The sequence below is a fragment of the Devosia sp. LC5 genome, from assembly GCF_000735585.1.
Taxonomy (GTDB): domain Bacteria; phylum Pseudomonadota; class Alphaproteobacteria; order Rhizobiales; family Devosiaceae; genus Devosia.
In genome coordinates, this window is the sequence record NZ_JNNO01000012.1 from 115,749 (window position 1) to 131,753 (window position 16,005).

General features: G+C 61.0%; 18 protein-coding genes. 7 read left to right on the forward strand and 11 right to left on the reverse strand.

Annotation, left to right across the window (positions count from 1 at the left end; translation table 11 throughout):
• Positions 1–3: 3 nt before the first annotated feature.
• The 6 genes from rsmG to hemE form a co-directional block, all read right to left on the reverse strand.
• Positions 4–651: a 16S rRNA (guanine(527)-N(7))-methyltransferase RsmG gene (gene rsmG, locus FF80_RS07995; protein WP_035099138.1), complete on the reverse strand. Its 648-nt coding sequence runs from the start codon at positions 649–651 to the stop codon at positions 4–6.
• Positions 651–2,513: a tRNA uridine-5-carboxymethylaminomethyl(34) synthesis enzyme MnmG gene (mnmG, locus tag FF80_RS08000; RefSeq protein ID WP_035099140.1), complete on the reverse strand. Its 1,863-nt coding sequence runs from the start codon at positions 2,511–2,513 to the stop codon at positions 651–653. Before mnmG ends, rsmG begins: the two co-directional genes overlap by 1 nt.
• 82 nt (positions 2,514–2,595) lie before the next feature.
• Entirely contained in the window at positions 2,596–3,891 is a 1,296-nt protein-coding gene (gene mnmE / locus FF80_RS08005) for a tRNA uridine-5-carboxymethylaminomethyl(34) synthesis GTPase MnmE (protein ID WP_035099142.1), read from the reverse strand.
• Between the two features lie 51 nt (positions 3,892–3,942).
• A complete protein-coding gene (gene rho, locus FF80_RS08010) occupies positions 3,943–5,208 on the reverse strand; it encodes a transcription termination factor Rho (protein ID WP_035099144.1) in 1,266 nt (421 codons plus the stop codon).
• A gap of 185 nt (positions 5,209–5,393) precedes the next feature.
• Positions 5,394–5,816 carry a protoporphyrinogen oxidase HemJ gene (hemJ, locus tag FF80_RS08015; RefSeq protein ID WP_035099145.1) on the reverse strand — a complete coding sequence of 141 codons (423 nt, stop codon included), beginning with the start codon at positions 5,814–5,816 and terminating at the stop codon, positions 5,394–5,396.
• A gap of 37 nt (positions 5,817–5,853) precedes the next feature.
• Positions 5,854–6,888: a uroporphyrinogen decarboxylase gene (gene hemE / locus FF80_RS08020; protein WP_035099146.1), complete on the reverse strand. Its 1,035-nt coding sequence runs from the start codon at positions 6,886–6,888 to the stop codon at positions 5,854–5,856.
• 440 nt (positions 6,889–7,328) lie between these two features.
• Here hemE and FF80_RS08025 point away from each other — a divergent pair, with 440 nt between their 5' ends.
• From FF80_RS08025 to dnaQ, 4 genes are read left to right on the forward strand one after another with little or no spacing between them, the layout of a single operon-like run.
• Complete coding sequence (locus FF80_RS08025) at positions 7,329–7,937, forward strand: Maf family protein (RefSeq protein WP_035099148.1); 609 nt, start codon at positions 7,329–7,331, stop codon at positions 7,935–7,937.
• Positions 7,934–8,761, forward strand: a complete 828-nt coding sequence (locus tag FF80_RS08030) for a shikimate dehydrogenase (protein ID WP_035099149.1) — start codon at positions 7,934–7,936, stop codon at positions 8,759–8,761. Before FF80_RS08025 ends, FF80_RS08030 begins: the two co-directional genes overlap by 4 nt.
• 2 nt (positions 8,762–8,763) lie before the next feature.
• Positions 8,764–9,360 carry a dephospho-CoA kinase gene (gene coaE, locus FF80_RS08035; RefSeq protein ID WP_035099150.1) on the forward strand — a complete coding sequence of 199 codons (597 nt, stop codon included), beginning with the start codon at positions 8,764–8,766 and terminating at the stop codon, positions 9,358–9,360.
• Positions 9,357–10,070: a DNA polymerase III subunit epsilon gene (dnaQ, locus tag FF80_RS08040; RefSeq protein WP_035099151.1), complete on the forward strand. Its 714-nt coding sequence runs from the start codon at positions 9,357–9,359 to the stop codon at positions 10,068–10,070. The genes coaE and dnaQ overlap by 4 nt, the downstream gene beginning before the upstream one ends.
• A gap of 55 nt (positions 10,071–10,125) precedes the next feature.
• Here the strand turns inward: dnaQ and secB are convergent, their stop codons facing one another.
• Together secB and FF80_RS08050 are read right to left on the reverse strand one after the other, a co-directional pair.
• On the reverse strand, positions 10,126–10,647 hold the full coding sequence (secB, locus tag FF80_RS08045; protein ID WP_052153306.1) for a protein-export chaperone SecB: 522 nt from the start codon (positions 10,645–10,647) through the stop codon (positions 10,126–10,128).
• A gap of 83 nt (positions 10,648–10,730) precedes the next feature.
• The gene (locus FF80_RS08050) at positions 10,731–11,186 is read right to left on the reverse strand and encodes an FxsA family protein (protein WP_160172811.1); all 456 of its coding nucleotides are present in this window, start codon (positions 11,184–11,186) and stop codon (positions 10,731–10,733) included.
• A gap of 168 nt (positions 11,187–11,354) precedes the next feature.
• Here FF80_RS08050 and FF80_RS08055 point away from each other — a divergent pair, with 168 nt between their 5' ends.
• Genes FF80_RS08055 through FF80_RS08065 form a run of 3 tightly spaced genes read left to right on the forward strand, consistent with a single transcriptional unit; the run spans position 11,355 to position 13,045 of the window.
• Complete coding sequence (locus FF80_RS08055) at positions 11,355–12,071, forward strand: Tim44/TimA family putative adaptor protein (RefSeq protein WP_035099153.1); 717 nt, start codon at positions 11,355–11,357, stop codon at positions 12,069–12,071.
• Between the two features lie 27 nt (positions 12,072–12,098).
• Positions 12,099–12,683 carry a Smr/MutS family protein gene (locus tag FF80_RS08060; RefSeq protein ID WP_052153307.1) on the forward strand — a complete coding sequence of 195 codons (585 nt, stop codon included), beginning with the start codon at positions 12,099–12,101 and terminating at the stop codon, positions 12,681–12,683.
• Entirely contained in the window at positions 12,680–13,045 is a 366-nt protein-coding gene (locus tag FF80_RS08065; RefSeq protein ID WP_035099154.1) for a helix-turn-helix transcriptional regulator, read from the forward strand. Before FF80_RS08060 ends, FF80_RS08065 begins: the two co-directional genes overlap by 4 nt.
• Positions 13,046–13,072: 27 nt before the next feature.
• Here FF80_RS08065 and hslU read toward each other — a convergent pair whose 3' ends face one another.
• The 3 genes from hslU to hslV are packed head-to-tail and all read right to left on the reverse strand — an operon-like array spanning position 13,073 to position 15,457.
• Positions 13,073–14,383 carry an ATP-dependent protease ATPase subunit HslU gene (gene hslU / locus FF80_RS08070; RefSeq protein ID WP_035099155.1) on the reverse strand — a complete coding sequence of 437 codons (1,311 nt, stop codon included), beginning with the start codon at positions 14,381–14,383 and terminating at the stop codon, positions 13,073–13,075.
• Entirely contained in the window at positions 14,376–14,900 is a 525-nt protein-coding gene (locus tag FF80_RS08075; protein ID WP_035099156.1) for a GNAT family N-acetyltransferase, read from the reverse strand. The genes hslU and FF80_RS08075 overlap by 8 nt, the downstream gene beginning before the upstream one ends.
• On the reverse strand, positions 14,897–15,457 hold the full coding sequence (gene hslV, locus FF80_RS08080; protein ID WP_035099157.1) for an ATP-dependent protease subunit HslV: 561 nt from the start codon (positions 15,455–15,457) through the stop codon (positions 14,897–14,899). Before hslV ends, FF80_RS08075 begins: the two co-directional genes overlap by 4 nt.
• Positions 15,458–16,005: the final 548 nt, after the last annotated feature.

A 16,005-nucleotide genomic window follows, 5' to 3' on the forward strand; every position in this document is an offset into this window, starting at 1 on the left:
CCGCTAACGCACTGATTTCCGTCGCAGATTCGTGATCTCAAGGATCACTCCACCCGGATCGGTGTCGCTAGGAACCATTAACACGTCATGGTGCCAGTGGGCACCCGAATCCGCCAATTCTTCAACATATTCCCTTCCCTTGTGCAGTAAGGCCCGGGTTTTGCTAGCGAAAAACGGCTCCATCCAGTCGCAAAGCAGCGGCATTGCCGCCAAGGCGCGGGAGGTAATGACGTCGGGATTCGGTGTTTCACGTGAATCAATCTGGTCGCTGCGCCGCGCAAAAACCGTCACTGCCAGTCCCAGTTCTCGTGCTACAGTACGGAGAAAGCTGGCCTTTCTTCCATTCGGCTCCACCAACACGAATCGTTGCGGCCCGCCCTTGAGGGCAATGGCCAATGGCAGCGCGGGGAAACCGCCACCGCTGCCCAGGTCCATGAAATTGTGATCGCCCGCGCGCAGCAGCGGCAGAATCTGCAGGCTGTCAGCGAAATGCCGGGTCCATACCTGGTTCAGTGTTTCACGTGAAACAAGATTCTGCACCGCCTGCCACTTACGCACCAGCTGAGCATAAGATTCCAGGTCGCCAATAGTCTGGTCCGCTGACCGTACAAAGTACGGTGCGTATTTAAGAGATGCCGCGGTCTCCGACATCAGCTCGCCTTACGCAACTCGCCGCGGCGAATCACTGACAGCAACAGGGTGATCGCTGCCGGCGTCATCCCATCCAGCGCCTGTGCCTGGGCAATCGTCTGAGGCTGGTGCTGCTGTAGCTTCTGACGAAGCTCGATGGAGAGGCCGGGAATGGCCACATAGTCCACCCAATCGGGAATGGTGCGCTGCTCATCCCTGCGTACCGCGGCAATATCGTCGCGCTGACGTTCGAGATAGACGGCATATTGCGCATCCACCACCAGCTGTTCGATGGTTGTCGCGTCAATTTCTGTGATCTCTGGCCATAGCCGAGCAACGTCAGCCGGCGTCACATCTGGATAGGACAGCAGATCGAAGGCCGAGCGCGCCTTGCCGTCCTCGTTGACAGCAATGCCGGCCTTGCGTGCAGCACTTGGCGAAACGCTCAATGTTTCGAGCAGCCTACGGCCACTTTGTAGACCATCGGCCTTGCGCCAAAACATAGATTCACGTTGTTCGCCAACCAATCCGACCTCGATGCCCGTCTGGGTCAGGCGCTGATCCGCATTGTCGGCGCGCAGATAGAGTCGGAACTCGGCGCGCGAGGTGAACATGCGATAGGGCTCGGACACACCACGCGTCACCAGATCATCCACCATGACACCGAGATAGCTTTCGGTGCGCGACAATGTCAGCGCTTCGGCGCCGCGCGCGGCCAGGGCGGCATTGGCGCCAGCCAGCAGTCCCTGCGCGCCCGCTTCTTCATAGCCTGTCGTGCCGTTGATCTGGCCAGCGAGATAAAGGCCCGGCTGCTTCTTGACCTCGAGCGTCAGGCGCAGTTCACGCGGATCGACATAGTCATATTCGATGGCGTAGCCGGGACGGACGATCCGCACATTTTCAAGGCCTGGCATGGACCTTAAAAAGGCTTCCTGCACATCGGCTGGCAGCGAGGTAGACAGGCCGTTGGGATAGATGGTGCTGTCATCGAGCCCTTCGGGCTCAAGAAAGATCTGGTGGCTGTCGCGATCGGCGAAACGCACCACCTTGTCCTCGATGGATGGGCAATAGCGCGGCCCCCGGCTCTGGATCCGGCCGGAATACATGGCCGAGCGATGCAGATTGTCCGAGATAATCTTGTGGGTTTCGGCCGTGGTACGGGTAATGTGGCAGCTGACTTGCGGCGTGGTGATCGCCGTGGTCAGCGCGGAAAATGCCTCTGGCGGATTATCGCCGGGCTGCTCTTCAAGGGCCGAAAAATCGATGGAGGTGCCGTCAAGACGCGCAGGCGTGCCGGTCTTGAGGCGGCCCAGATTGAGGCCAAGGGCCTCAAGCCGGGTGGACAGCCCGAGTACCGGCTTCTCGCCAACGCGGCCGGCGGGCACGGTTTCCTCACCACGATGGATCAGGCCGCGCAGGAATGTGCCGGTAGTCAGCACCACGGCTTTGGTCGTGATCTGGCGGCCGTCCAGCAGCACCACGCCGCTGACGACGCCGTCGGTAACAACAATATCATCAACCTCGCCCTCGATGACATCGAGATTGGGCTGTGCCGTGATCGCCGCCTGCATCGCCTGGCGGTACAGTTTGCGATCAGCCTGGGCACGAGGACCGCGCACGGCGGGGCCCTTGCGGCGGTTGAGTACGCGGAACTGAATACCGGCCTGATCGGCGACGCGGCCCATCAGCCCATCCAGCGCGTCGATCTCGCGCACCAGATGGCCTTTACCGAGGCCACCAATAGCGGGATTACAACTCATTTCACCGATGGTCGCAAATTTGTGGGTCACCAGCGCGGTGGGAACGCCCAGACGTGCCGAAGCCGCGGCAGCTTCACAGCCCGCATGACCGCCTCCGACAACGATGACTGCATAGTCGCGCATGATAAGATCTCCGGCGCGTCCTCATAGGCCAATGTTTCACGTGAATCAATTCACGGCGCCGCAGGGCCGTGTTTCACGTGAATCATTTGCCGATGCAAAAGCTCATGAACAGCCGATCCAACACCCGCTCGGCATCGAGGCGACCCACCAGACGCTCCAACGCGAATGAGGCCTGGCGTAGGTTCTCGGCGGCAAGTTCCATATCGTCCAACCGCGTCGCGGCGGCATCGAGGGCGGCACTGGCATCTTGTAGCGCCAGCCGGTCGCGTTCCCTGCTCAGCAGGGAGGGTTCGCCAGTCCCCAGCGTTTCGCCGATGGTGCCTAGGCGGGCAAAGAGCTGATCGAGGCCTGCGCCAGTCTGCGCGGAAACGGCAATATCGGCCGCCGCATCCGCTCTGCCAAGATCGGACTTGGTAGCAATATGCAGCATGGGAACTGACACGGACGGGGGCGCCATATCGGGAGTGTCGGGCGCAGTTAGCCACAGCACGATATCGGCAAGCTCGATAGCGTGGCGGGCACGTCGCACGCCTTCGGCCTCGGCCTTGCTGTCAGTCTCCCGAAGGCCGGCGAGGTCCAGCAGCACAAAGAGCTGGCCAGCAATATCGAGAGGTACTTCGCGCACGTCGCGGGTTGTTCCGGCTTCGTCGGTAACGATAGCGATGTCGGAGCGCGCCAAGGCGTTGAGCAGACTTGATTTTCCGGCGTTCGGCACACCCGCCAATGCCACCCGAATACCTTCGCGGACTATGCGGCCGTGTTCGATCGAGGCTAGCGCTGCGCCAATACTGGATTTCAGCGCGGCAATATCGTCACCGAATTGCGGCGGCAGACCATCTGCCACATCACCCTCATCGGAGAAATCCAGTCGCGCCTCGATTTCGGCACGCAGATCCAACAGGCGATTGCGCCAGTCATCGATCTGCCGCGACAGACCGCCTTCGAAACGCGCCAAGGCCTGACGGCGCTGGTTTTCCGTTTCGGCGTCGAGCAGATCGCCCAGGCCCTCGATTTCAACCAGATCGAGCTTGCCATTCTCAAAGGCCCGGCGGGTGAATTCGCCGGCCTCGGCCAGGCGGGCACCCTGCCCGGCCAGCAATTTAAGGATGGCGCGCACGCCGGCGGGTGAACCATGCACCTGCAATTCGGTGCAGTCTTCACCGGTAAAACTATGGGGCGCGGGAAAAAACGCAACGAGGCCACGATCAAGCACGGAGCCCAGGCCAATTGGTCGAAGCACCATGCGACGCGGCTCGGGGACGCTGCCAGCCACCTGGGCGAGGATTTGGGGCACAGCGGGACCCGAGAGGCGGATCACCGCGACGCCCGAGGGCGGTGCCCCGGAGGACAACGCCACGATTGTATCGCCTGATCGCATCGGATCAGACGGCAATAGGCGCGGCGAAGGCTCGCAACGCGCCCATCTGCCTTAGGTATTCATCGAATCGAAGAAGTCGGAATTCGTCTTGGTCTGGCGGATCTTGTCCATCAGGAATTCCATGGCGTCGATCGTGCCCATCGGGGTCAGGATACGGCGCAGCACATACATCTTTTTGAGAATGTCGGGCTCGACCAGCAGTTCTTCCTTGCGGGTGCCGGACTTGGTGATGTCCAGCGCCGGGAAGACGCGCTTGTCGGCGACCTTGCGGTCCAGAATGATTTCCGAGTTGCCCGTGCCCTTGAATTCTTCAAAGATCACTTCGTCCATGCGCGAACCGGTATCGATCAGCGCGGTCGAAATAATCGTCAGCGAGCCGCCGTCTTCGATATTGCGGGCGGCACCGAAGAAGCGCTTGGGGCGCTGCAGGGCATTGGCGTCCACGCCACCGGTCAAAACCTTGCCGGAGCTTGGCACGACAGTGTTATAGGCCCGCCCGAGGCGGGTAATGGAATCGAGCAGGATGACCACGTCGCGCTTATGCTCGACCAGGCGCTTTGCCTTCTCGATCACCATTTCAGCCACCTGAACGTGGCGGCTGGCCGGCTCGTCGAAGGTCGAGGAGATGACTTCGCCGCGCACCGAGCGCTGCATATCGGTAACCTCTTCGGGGCGCTCGTCGATAAGCAGCACGATGAGGTAGCATTCGGGGTGATTGGTGGCGATTGATTGTGCAATATTCTGCAACAATACCGTCTTACCGGTACGCGGCGGAGCAACAATCAAAGCACGCTGGCCTTTGCCAAGCGGCGCCACCAGATCCAGAATCCGGGCCGAACGATCCTTCAAAGTGGGATCGGGCAGCTCCATGCGAAGCCGCTCTTCGGGATAAAGCGGGGTGAGGTTATCGAAGTTCACCTTGTGGCGAACCGCCTCGGGATCTTCAAAATTGATGGTCGAAACCTTGAGCAGCGCGAAATAGCGCTCGCCCTCCTTGGGAGAGCGGATTTCGCCCTCGACCGTGTCGCCGGTCCGCAAGCCGAAGCGGCGGATCTGGCTGGGGCTGACATAGATATCGTCGGGACCAGGAAGGTAATTGGCGTCGGGAGAGCGCAGAAAGCCGAAGCCGTCAGGCAGCACTTCGACCACGCCTTCCCCGGTAATATCGATATCCCGGGCCGCCAACTCCTTGAGAATGGCAAACATCAATTCCTGTTTGCGCATGGTCGAGGCATTCTCGACCTCGTGTTCTTCGGCGAACACCAGCAATTCGGCCGGAGATTTGGCCTTGAGCTCGCTGAGCTTCATATTCTGCATGTAGCGGATGGACCCTTGAGGGAAATCGAAAAGCGTTTGAGGCTATTTGGGAGGGTGGGCACCGCGCAGCGACTTGGGAAGTCAGCTTTAAGTCTCGGATGCGTTGGCCACCATGTAGCGTGATCCCGGCGCGATTTCAAGATCGAAACACGAACACCCGCAGAGGATTCACGTGAAACAGGATTTTAGAACGGCCGCGCGATCACCGCGATGACGATGATGATCATCAACACGGTGGGCACTTCGTTGATGATGCGGAAGTACTTTTGCGGCCTGGTATTCTTGTCTCCGGCAAATTCGCGCGTGTGCCGGGCCAGAATCCCATGGCAAGCGGTGAGCGCCAGAACGCAGACGGCCTTGAGATAGGGCCAGCCGGCGCTCCAATCGACCGCGCCCAAAACCACCATCCAGAGGCCAAAAATCCAGGCGGCGATCATGGCCGGGGTGATGATGCCCCGCAGCAGCCGGCGTTCCATGATCTTGAACGTCTCGGACTTGTCCGAGCCAATCTCGGCTACCGCATGATAAACGAACAACCGGGGCAGATAGAGCATGCCGGCCATCCAGGCGACGACGGCGATCACGTGGCCCGCCTTGATCCATTCCATTTTCGTGAACTCCTCAACAGCTCAGCTTTTTTGTCCGCTAGCCGTTTTTGACCAGATCGACCAGGCGCTCGACATGGGCAATCGGCGTCTCGGGGACGATGCCATGGCCCAGATTGAAAATATGCGGCCGATCGGCAAAGGCCGCGATGATCTGGCGCGCCCGGCCGTCCATCTGCGCGCCACCGGCCACCAGCCGTAACGGATCAAGATTACCCTGCACAGTGAACCCGGCCGGTACGTGCTTGGCGGCAAATTCGAGCGGGGTGGCATAATCAAGCCCGACGGCATTAACGCCTGTCGCCGCGACATAGGCCGCAATATTGCCAGCCGCACCGCGTGGAAAGCCGATGATCGGTGCATAGGGCACCCGGGCGCGAACACCTTCGACAATACGGCGATTGGGATCGATGACCTGGCGGGCAAAGGCCTCATCATCCAAATTCAATGCCCAGCTTTCAAACAACTGCACCACATCGGCGCCGGCGGCGAATTGGGCGACGAGATAGTCGATACTGGTTTGCACCAGCACGTCCATCAGCGCCGCAAAGGCCTGCGGATGCTGCAGAGCAAACAAGCGCGCCGCGGCTTGATCGGGCGAACCCCGGCCGCCGATCATGTAAGTCGCCACAGTCCAGGGTGAACCGCAGAAGCCGATCAGGGTCTTATCGGGAGCCAGCCCCGCGCGAACCCGGCGCAGCGTCTCGAACACCGGCGCCAAATGCTCCAAAGCCCGCTCGGGCTGCAATTGCCCGATTGTCTCGGCCGACACAGGTTCCAGGACAGGTCCTTCCCCAGCCTCAAAGCGCACCGATTGGCCCAGGGCGTCGGGAATGACCAGAATGTCCGAGAACAGGATTGCCGCATCGAGCGGAAAACGGCGAAGCGGCTGCAACGTGACTTCAGCAGCCAGCTCCGGCGTATAGCACAGATCAAGGAAGCCGTTGGTCTTGGCGCGCAGCTCGCGATATTCGGGCAAGTAGCGGCCGGCCTGCCGCATGATCCAGATCGGGGGTCGTTCCTGGCGCTCGCCCAGCACTGTTGCCAGCAAGGGTTTGTGGGCCACAGCGCTCATTCCATCACCCCTTCCAAGACCCCTAAAGAGAATCTTGAACTTAGTATTTGTATTATCATGGCGGTGTTTTGGATGAATTCATCGCCGTCCACAATCGCCCATCGCGGTGACACAAGGGCGCATCCCAAAGGTTAACAGGATGTGAATCAAAATCGGCCGGCCCCAAACCTTAACGAAAGGTAAATGGTTAACACCACGTTAAGAGGGCGCGTGCCGAGTCAACGATTCGATTCTGCCTGTGCGAATCCGCTTGATAGAAGAAGCCCGCCCCAGACCGGTTTTCCCCAGAGCTATCCATAGCCCTGGCGGCCCGTTCCCCTGAGTCCAACTGTTAATGTTTAATTTACCAAGTCGAACAAGTTTGGCCTCGAGCCAAAACCATGAGTCATTATCACAGGGAAGGCTTGAGCTGTGGATGACAGTGTGGAAAACATGGACCCATGCTGATCCTAGCCTCCCAGAGCCAGACGCGAAAAACCCTGCTGGAACAAGCCGGTTTGCGATTTTCGAGCCAGCCCGCCGCCATTGACGAACGCGCCATCGAAACCGCCGCTTTGGCCAATGGGGCCGATGCCCGCGACGTGGCTTTGCTGCTGGCGCAAAAGAAGGCCGAGGCCGTCTCAGAAGTTAACGCCGGGGCTTTTGTGATCGGGGCTGACCAGACCCTGGCGCTAGGCACCGAGCTTTTGCACAAGCCGGCTGATCGCGCCGCGGCTGCTGCCCAACTCGATCATCTCAAGGCCAAGACGCATCGCCTCCATGCCGGGGTGACCTTGGTGCGCGATGGCGCGGTTTTATGGTCTGATCTCCAGACAGCGGAGCTCACCATGCGTGATTTCTCCGCCGAAGAGCGTGAGGATATTCTGGATCGCGAAGGCCCCGCGGCGCTCAATTCGGTGGGTGGTTACCGACTCGAGGGCCCGTCCATTCGCCTGTTCGAAACCGTGACCGGCGATTATTTCACCATTCTGGGTCTGCCGCTTTTGCCGCTATTGTCAGTTTTGCGCTCGATTGCCCCCCACCTTCTGGCCGGAAAGCCATCCGCGTGACCATCAAAGCCTTTGTTATCGGGCATCCCATCGCCCATTCGCGCTCGCCCTTGATTCATAGCACCTGGATCGCCGAACACGGCATCGAGGGCAGCTATGAGGCCATCGATGTGGCGCCGGCCGAATTGCCCGGCTTTTTCGAGCGGCTGCGGGCGGGTGAATTTGCCGGCGGCAATGTTACCATTCCACACAAGGAAGCGGTGTTTGCCCTCTGCGACAGCGTCGATCCGCTGGCCAGGACCATCGGAGCCGTTAACACTTTGGTGGCGCACGACGGCAAGGTGCACGGCACCAATACCGATTATCTCGGTTTTTTGGGCAATCTCGATGCTGGAGCGCCAGATTGGTCCGCGGGTAAAAAGCCTGCCGTGGTGCTGGGTGCCGGCGGGGCGGCGCGAGCCATTCTGGTAGCGCTCAAGAGCCGGGGTATTCCCGTCATTCTGCTCAATCGCACGCGGGCCACAGCGGACCGTCTGGCCAGGGACATTGGCGGCGATATCAGCACGGGGGCATTAACTGATTTCAATACCGCGGTGCCCACGGCGGGCCTCGTCGTCAACACGACATCCATTGGCATGCATGGCAGCCGGTTCGACGGTTTTGACCTCGATCTGCTCCCGCCGGACGCGCTGGTCACCGACATCGTCTATGCGCCGCTGGTGACCCCGCTTCTGGCCGATGCCAGGACGCGTGGCTTGCGGATCGTCGATGGTCTGGGCATGCTGCTGCATCAGGCCGTGCCGGGATTCGAAGCCTGGTTTGGCGTGAGGCCCCAAGTGACCAAAGACTTGCGCGCCAGGATCGAAGCCACACTGGAGCATTGAGCATGTGGCGCATCGGCGTTACGGGATCGATTGCCACCGGAAAGTCTACCGTGCTCAAGGCCTTTGCCGACCTGGGGGTGCCGGTCTTTTCCGCCGATACGGCTGTGGCCGAGCTCTATGAGGGGGAAGCCGTCACCCCCGTCGAGGCCCTCTTTCCTGGCGTCACGCAGCATGGCCGCGTGGATCGCGCCCTGCTCTCCAAAAAATTGAGCGAAGATCCCTCCGGCTTCGAGCGGCTCGAAGCATTGGTGCATCCTTTGGTGCGGGCCCGTATCGCGCAATTTCTCGATACCGCCGAAGCGCAGGGCCATGCACTGGCGGTGGTTGAAGTCCCGCTCCTTTTCGAGAGCGGCCATGATTATGGCTTTGACGCCATTGCGGTCACCTTTGTCGATGACGCTATCCAGCGCGAGCGGGCTTTGGCCCGGCCGGGGATGTCCGTGGAAAAGCTCAATACCATCCTTGCCCGGCAGACTCCCCAGGCCGAAAAGAAGAGGCGCGCCACCTATCTCTTTGATACCGGCAGTTCCATCGCCCAGACCCATAAAGAGGTCGCCGCGCTGGTCGCTGCCATCCGCGCCAAAGGGCCAAAAAAATGAACCGCGAGATCGTACTCGATACCGAAACCACGGGCCTGTCGCCCGCCGATGGTGATCGGCTGGTGGAAATCGGCTGTGTCGAGCTGATCAACCACATCCCTTCGGGCCGGCATTATCACGTCTATATCAATCCGCAGCGCTCCATGCCCGAAGAAGCCTTCCGGGTGCATGGCCTGTCGGAAGAATTTTTGTCCGACAAACCGCTATTTGCCGCCGTGGCGGGCGAATTTCTCGATTTCATCGGCGATGCCAAGCTGATCATCCACAATGCGGCCTTCGATATCGGCTTTCTCAATGCCGAGCTCAAAAAGACCGGCCGGCCGGTTCTAGCCAATGAAGTGATCGATACGGTCATGGTGGCGCGGGCCAAGCATCCCGGCTCGCGGGTGAGTCTGGACGCGCTGTGCAAGCTCTATGGCATCGACAATTCCCGCCGCACGCTGCACGGCGCCCTGCTCGATAGCGAGATCCTGGCCGAGGTCTATCTCGAGCTGATCGGCGGCAAGCAGGTGAGCCTGGCGCTGATCGCGGAAAACCGCGTTTCGGGCGCCGACGCCATTGCCGCCCGCGCCGATGTGGCCCCGCGGCCCGTGCCGCTGGTCCGCCATATCAGCGAGGCCGAACTGGCCGCGCACGCTGCGCTAGTGGCAAAGCTGGGCCCCGATTCGATCTGGGCGCAATATGACAGCGAAGTGGCTGCCGCCGAATAGAAAAACCCCGGATGGATCATCCGGGGTTGCTTCATCACAGAACCAAATGGCCAAATTAATTTGGCTTGTCGGTCTCGGCATTGGCGGCGGTCAGCGGAGCAGCGCCCTGCTTGGCGGCGAGCTGGGCCAGGTTCTGGCGATAGATGGCGGCGAAATCGACCGGCTCCATCATCAGCGGCGGGAAACCGCCCTGCTGGGTGACGCTCGCCAGCACCTGACGGGCAAATGGGAAGATCAGGCGGGGGCATTCGATCATCAAAAGCTGGCTGAGCTGGGCTTCGGGCACATTCTTGAGGCGGAACACGCCGCCATAGACCAGCTCGACATTGAACAGGATGGTGGTCTCGCGATTGGCCTTGGCGTTCAGCGTCAGCTCGACCGCATAGACGTCATCGGCCTGCTTCTTGACGCCGACCGAAATCGACACGTTGAAGGCTGGGTTGCCGCCACCGGCCATGATCGAGCCCGGCGCGCCGGGATTTTCGAAGGAGAGGTCGCGAATATACTGACCCACCAGGTTCATGGAGGGCAAATTGCTGGCCTGGGGTGCTGCGGCGCCCTGGTTCTCGTCAGCCATTCTCTAGTCCTTTGCGGCAATATCGTTGGCGGGCTGGCTAACATCTTTGGCCTTGCGCCACAAGCGCAGCGCCCGCTTTGGCGTCATTTCGGGCGATAGTCGTCCTCGTCCAGATCAATCGTATCCGGCCCGTGAATACGCCCATCCTGCGGGTCGCGCTGGCTTCGATAGCTGGCGGTTTCGACAACCGTTACCCGGCTGGCCAACCCGCCGTAAATCCAGCTCCGCACCGGCGGCAGCAGCAGCGCCAATGCCAGTATATCGGTGAGGAACCCGGGCAGGATCAGCAGCAATCCGGCCAGCCCGATCATCATCGTGTCGGCAATGGTGCGGGCCGGCAATTGGCCGGCGCTGATATTGCCGCGCAATTGATTGACCACGCTCAATCCCTGCTGGCGCAGCAGCATGGCGCCGAACAGGGCAGCGCCGATCACCAGCGCCAGGGTTGGCCACAGGCCGATCGTTTGCCCCACCTTGATGAACAGGGCAATTTCCACGATCGGCAATACGAGCAGACCTAGGGCGAAAAAACGGGCCAAAGACAGGCATCCTTCCGGTAAATCCGCGTCACGGCGCGGCAAATTGCAACTCGCCCCAACGTGAACTGGTTTTGAGGTGAGGCTTTGCCTATATATAGGCCAATCTCCGCGCTCAGCGAGCGTCACCCGTGTCGATTTTCCGATGCGTCTTGCGCAAGGTATTCATTGATGGCCGAATTTCTAGATCTTCCGACCCTCATCGTCATCGCCGTCGCGGTGTTCGTCCTGTTCAGGTTGCGCTCCGTGCTGGGCACCCGGACAGGCAACGAACGTCCGCCGGTAGAGCGGCGCAAACCCGCTGACGCCCCGGCAACCGATGACACCGTGGTGCCGATGCGCCCCCGGCCGACGGCTGCTGCCCCCGATCTGGATGACGAGCGCCGCGCCCGCAAGACCGAGGCGGAGATCGAACAGCTCTCCCATGGCGATGCCGGTCTCGCCACCGGCCTCCGCCAGGTGGTCGAGGCCGATCCGACCTTCTCGCCCAAATCCTTCCTCGATGGCGCCAAGCAGGCCTATGAGATGATCGTCACCGCCTTTGCCTCGGGCGATCGTACCACGCTCAAGAACCTGCTGGAAAAAGACGTGTTCGATGGCTTCCAGCGCGTCATTGCTGACCGCGAGGCCGCTGGTCAGAGTGTCGATTTCACCTTTGTCGGCCTGCCCAAGGTGGAAATCTCGGACGCCGAATACGACAAGAAAAATATCCTGCTCACCGTGCGCTTCCATGCCGAAGTGGTGTCGGCCACGCGTGACAAGGATGGCAATCTGATCGAGGGCAATGCCGACCAGGTGCAGACCGTGGCCGATGAATGGACCTTTGCGCGCAATCCCAAATCGCGCGATCCCAATTGGAAAGTCACCTCCACCAGCCAGCTTGATTGAGCCAGTGTCCGGCAGGCGTGACCTTGTATGTCCAAGCGTGATTCCAAACGCCTGCCGCACGATTTCCACCTGTGGACGGCCGTTGCCGCCACGGTCGATCCGCTGCGGCGCAAGGGCCTGCTGAAAATGGCCACCGGCCCGCTGCCTCTGCCGGTTGCCGACCCCCAGCCTGACCTACCCAAGGCCCCGCCCGCCCGCAAACCGCCGCGCAAGGCGTTTTTGCCGCCCTATCAGGCGCCAACGGCCAATACGCCGCTGCCCGACAAGGTAGTGGAGCCGTCGCTGCGCAAGAAAGTGGTGCGCGGCCGGATCGAGATCGACGGCACGATCGATCTGCATGGCATGACCCAGAACGAGGCGCGCGGCGCTTTGTACCGGTTTATCCAGGCGCGTTTTGCCCGGGGTGACCGCACCATATTGGTCATCACCGGCAAGGGCCTCAAAACCGATAATGACTATATCGCGGCGATGAGCGAGCGCGGTGTGTTGCGCACCATGCTGCCGATCTGGCTCAATGAGCCGAGTCTGGCGCCGCTGGTGTCAGGCTGGAGCGTGGCGGCGCGTGGCCATGGCGGAGAGGGGGCGTGGTATGTGCGCCTGCGCCGCTCGTGACCCCGCTCGGCGCAAAGATAAGGGCGCTGCGCGAAGAACGCGGCATCTCGCTCAAGGAGATGGCCGCGGCGCTCAATGTGTCGAGCGCCTATCTGTCGGCGCTCGAACATGGACGGCGCGGCAGGCCCACCGGCTTCCTGCTGCATCGCATGATCACGTTTTTCAATGTGATCTGGGATGAGGCCGAGGAGCTGCAGCGGCTGGCTGAACTGAGCGATCCCAAGATCACCATCGATACGGGTGGTCTGGTGCCCGAGGCCACCGAGCTGACCAACCGGCTGGCCAAGGATATCGCCAGGCTCGATCCCGAGGATTTGCGGTTTTTGACCAATGAGGTCATGCGGCGGTCGGGGAAGAAGTAGGCCCTTCTTCCCCGCTCTTTTGATCGCCTACAGCACGAACTTGCTCAGATCCGTATCTGCCGCCAGCACGCCGACCTTGTCCGCCACAAAGGCGGCGTCGATCAGAATCGTCTGGCCCTGCTTGTCCGGCGCATCGAAGGAAATGTCCTCGACCAGCCGTTCCATCACGGTCTGCAGGCGTCGGGCGCCGATATTTTCGACCGAATTGTTGACCTTGACGGCCGCATCGGCGATCGCCTCGATGGCGTCCTGGGTGAAGTCGAGCGTGACCCCTTCCGTGCCCATCAAGGCCACATATTGCTTGATCAGGCTCGCTTCGGTGCTGGAGAGAATCTGGATGAAATCCTCCCGCGTCAGCGCCTTGAGCTCGACCCGGATCGGCAGGCGACCCTGCAATTCCGGCAAGAGGTCACTGGGCTTGGATACATGGAAGGCGCCCGAAGCGATGAATAGGATATGGTCGGTGCTGACCGGGCCATATTTGGTGGATACCGTGGTGCCTTCGATCAGCGGCAGGAGATCACGCTGCACGCCTTCGCGCGACGGGCCGCCGGACACGCCACCCTCGCGGGCTGCGACCTTGTCGATCTCGTCGATGAAGACGATGCCGTGATTTTCCACCAGCTCGATGGCCTCCGCCTTGAGCTGTTCCTGGTCGAGCAGCTTGTCGGCCTCTTCGGCAATCAGCGGCTCATAGGCATCCTTGACCTTGATCTTGCGCTTGACGCCGCGCCCGCCCATTGCCTGCTTGAACATGTCGGAGAGGTTGATCATGCCGATGCCGCCATTGGGCATGCCGGGAATTTCAAAGCCTCCGGTGCCGGTCGATGGCGTCATCTCGATCTCGATTTCCTTGTCGTCGAGTTCATTGTCGCGCAGCTTCTTGCGAAAGCTATCGCGCGTTGATGGCGCGGCCGAACCACCCACCAGCGCGTCGAGTACGCGTTCCTCGGCATTGTGATGGGCCTGGGCCTGCACATCGGCGCGGCGCTTGTCGCGCAGCACGGCAATGCCGGCTTCCACCAGATCGCGGATGATCTGCTCGACGTCACGCCCGACATAGCCCACTTCGGTGAACTTGGTGGCTTCCACCTTGATGAAGGGGGCTTGGGCCAGGCGCGCCAGGCGGCGGGAAATCTCGGTCTTGCCGACGCCCGTCGGCCCGATCATCAGGATATTCTTGGGGCTGACCTCGCGCCGCAATTCTGGCGGCAGCTGCTGGCGGCGCCAGCGATTGCGCAAAGCCACGGCCACGGCGCGCTTGGCGTCCTTCTGGCCCACAATATTGCGATCGAGTTCGGAAACGATCTCGCGCGGGGAAAAATTGGTCTCACTCATTTTTGTTCTTTCCTGGTGCCTCATCGAGATAGCGCACCATCAAATGATCGCCGTAGAACCGTCCGCCCCAGTAATAGGCACGGGGATCGCTGGCATAGATATGGAAGCCGGCTTTTTCGTAGAAGCGGATGGCGGCCGGGTTCTGGTCCCAGACGCCCAGGTGAATTTGCATCACCCTACCCCTGGCATGGTTGAGGATGGTTTCGACCAGGCCCATCGCGCAGCCGGTGCCCCGCATATGGGGCCGGACATACATCTGGATCAGCCAGCCGCGATGGCGGTCCTTGTCGCCACCTTCCTGCATGAACCCCGCAAGTCCGACCAACGCCCCGTCCGGGGCGAAGGCACCGAACAGCGCAAGGGCCTCGATCGTCTGGCTCCAGGATGAATCGGGCCGCCGAACCGCATTCTCGTAAACGCTGGCATAGGCCTCGGGGTGGTCCCTGAGGCTGTCCAGCCGTACCTGCCGGTAGGCATCGGCATCGTCCTGGGTCAGGCGGCGGACGGAATAGCTCACGCGTTGAGCTCGATGGTTTCCAGCGTCACATTGCCATTGGTGTAGACGCAGATTTCCTCGGCGATCTTCATGGCGCGGCGGGCAATGTCTTCGGCATCGAGCTCGGTTGCCTGATGCAGGGCCAAAGCCGCCGAATGGGCGTAATTGCCACCCGAGCCGATGGCGATGACGCCGTGGTCAGGGGTGAGCACGTCGCCCGTGCCGGTCAAAACCAGGGTGTCGGTCTTGTCGGCCACGATCATCATGGCTTCCAGCTTGCGCAGATAGCGATCGGTGCGCCAATCCTTGGCCAATTCGACCGCGGCCCGCATCAATTGGTCGGGATATTGCTCGAGCTTGGCTTCAAGGCGTTCGAACAGCGTGAAGGCATCGGCAGTGGATCCTGCAAAGCCGCCGATCACCTTGCCACCGGCCAGGCGCCGGACTTTTTTTGCGGTGTGCTTCATCACCGTCTGGCCCATGGAGACCTGGCCATCGCCAGCCACCACGACCTTATTGCCCTTGCGCACGGAAACGATCGTCGTCCCGTGCCACCCGGGGAAATTACTGTTACTCATTGGGAAGGTACTCCAGAACTGTCGAGTGATATTTAGGTGACATGGACGCGAATGCAATGCGTGCAAAAGCGCCGCACGGCGCGGGCGCCTGCGGAGACACGGTAACGGGCGGCCTTTGACTCGAGCCAGTTTAGTCTAGGGGAGCCAAAGGCCGCCCGTCACGATCCGCTTTTGTGCAGGGTCCGGTTCAGGCGGTACCATTCTTGCAGGTCCGGCTGCCGAGTTTCCAACCCCACTGGACAGGCGCCCCCATCCCACGGCCACCCCGCCCGGCCCTGCGTGGGGACCGGTGACTGGCGGGATGGGGAGATAGTGGCATGAGGTTTTGGGGGCGGGGATAAGGTGGATAGATCGGGGCATGTGGTGTGGTCGCCGCTGTTCCCAAAATCACCGGGTCTCCCTCGGGCTTGACCCGAAGGCCTTTCTCAATGCGGCGCAAGCGGTAAGTGGCCCTCGGGTCAGGCCCGAGGGAGAACGGTGGGCAGGAGAGGTGGTGCCCCCAAAATCTCAATCAATCACGGGAGGGTTTGGTGCAATCACCGCTCCAC